Source organism: Variovorax sp. P1_H12_2 (assembly GCF_056405335.1).
This window is the reverse complement of the sequence record NZ_JBFUCI010000679.1, coordinates 1-1,845: the sequence shown is the minus strand read 5'-3', so window position 1 is coordinate 1,845 and position 1,845 is coordinate 1. Positions and strand designations below refer to the sequence as shown.

Here is a 1,845-nt window from a genome sequence, read left to right as displayed (position 1 = left end):
CGTCGAAGGTCTGGTTCTGGCCGACTGTAGCCGGTCGCGCGAAAGAACTTCGAGCCCATTCCTGTATCTCGACCCTCTTGAAGGCAGCCACTGGCTGATGGCCTGAAAGGGTCAAGTGCGCGCAGGGCGCCAAGTTCCGTGGAAGCCGAACGGTACGCGGTGCGGCAAACGGGCGACCGCAACTTGTCCCGCCGCCAGGTCCATTGCATCGAACACCAGCAGGTCGCTGCGCCGTTCCTGTTCACGCCAGGCCACGGCAAGCAGCCAGCCGTCGCCCTCGGCTGCGTCGGTGGCGCGCGGCACGAACACCGGTTCGGACACCACGTCTCCATGCGGCAGCGTGTGCATGCTGCGCTCGCCGGTATCGAAATCGAAACGGGCGAGGCTGTCGTAGAGCACGCTTTCCGAGTCATCCCTTGCGCGCGACCTCGCATGGCAGGTGTAGAAGCCGTAGCGGTTGCGCCGGCCCGTGTAGCGCTCGTCAATGCGTGGAAACTCCGCCACCAAGTCGTCGAGGTACTCGCGTCGGAATCCTGTGTCCGTGCCGCTCAAGTCGAAAGTCCAGCGGCACAGGCGCGCGGCCATGGCGTCGGGGTCACCGGGATGGCCTTCGGCATCGGGCAGTCCGGGCGCCGTTTCCGACTGCATCACATAGGCCACGACAGTGGCGCCGTCGTCCCAGGCATTCATCACATGGAACACGTGGCAGGCGTCGGAGTCGAACCAGCGCAGTGTGTCCGCCGCGCCACCGCGCTGCATCACGCCAACGTGTGTCCGCAGGCCGACGTCCCAGGCCAGCAGTGGCTTGCCGCGCATCGCGCGCTCCACGCTGAGCGTCAGCGGTGTGACGGGAAAGAGCACATGCCCGCGCGTCACCATGAAGTCGTGCGCCATGCTGGCATACGGCGCTTTGAACGACTCGAGCCGCGTGACCTCGCAGTGCTTGTCCATCACGCCATAGAGCATGGCCGGCGAACAAGGGCCGTCGGGCGAATACGCAAAGAAGTGCAGTTCGCCGCTCTCGGGGTCCACCTTCGGGTGCGCGGTGCAGCGCGAGGTCACGCGGTCGCCGAAGCTCTGGTGCCCTTTGGAAGCCAGCGTGTAGGCGTCGAGCTCAAAGGGTTGATGCGACTCTTCGAGGGCGAACAGTCGGTCGCCATGCCACAGCATGCTGGTGTTGGCCGTGCCACCGTTTCGGCCCTGCGCCAGCGGGTCGCTGGTGGCGGGGTTGCCGAAGGTGCCGAAGAGCGCGCGCCCGGCTTCATGTTCGAGCTGCCATTTCGGCGTGCGCGCCCAACGGTTGCTGTACGACACGCTGCCCTTGTCGATGTGGAAGGCGTGCACCATGCCGTCGCCGGAGAACCAGTGGTAGTTATTGTCGCGCGGTGCGTACTGCGGGCTTGGGCCGACACGGTACAGGCTGCCTGACAGCCCGGGTGGCAGCGTGCCTTCGATGTGGAGCTGCGTGATGTCGTGCTCCTCGGCGAGCGGCGCGTAGTTGCCGGTGAAGAAGTGAGGGTTCGTCTGTGTTTCTGCGTTCACGTGGAGCCTTTGGGATTCATTCAGGAGGTCGATGTGCCGTTCAGATGCGCGATGGCTTGCCCAACGTAGGCGGCCAACGTCTCGTCGATGCCCGAGCCAGCCCGCAGAGCCGCGTCGTGGTGAAACGCGCGCTGCAGCTTCGCGTGTAGCGCGGCATCGCCGCCGGCCTTGGCGAGCGAGAGCTCCTGCCAACGCTGCGCCAGCGCACGCATGGCTGCGCCATCGATGGGGGTGCCCGTCAACATCTGTTGCCGAACCTCGGCGATGAGCGGCGGCCATRCATCGGTCTGCGCAACGTAGTTC

2 protein-coding genes are annotated in these 1,845 nt (G+C 65.7%); both read right to left on the bottom strand.

The window, feature by feature from the left end; genetic code table 11:
- Window positions 1-111: 111 nt before the first annotated feature.
- A complete protein-coding gene (locus AC1D2K_RS34125; protein WP_478094790.1) occupies window positions 112-1,542 on the bottom strand; it encodes a carotenoid oxygenase family protein in 1,431 nt (476 codons plus the stop codon).
- Window positions 1,543-1,562: 20 nt separating this feature from the next.
- Window positions 1,563-1,845 (bottom strand): TipAS antibiotic-recognition domain-containing protein (locus AC1D2K_RS34120; protein ID WP_478094788.1); only part of this gene is annotated, 283 nt, incomplete at its 5' end.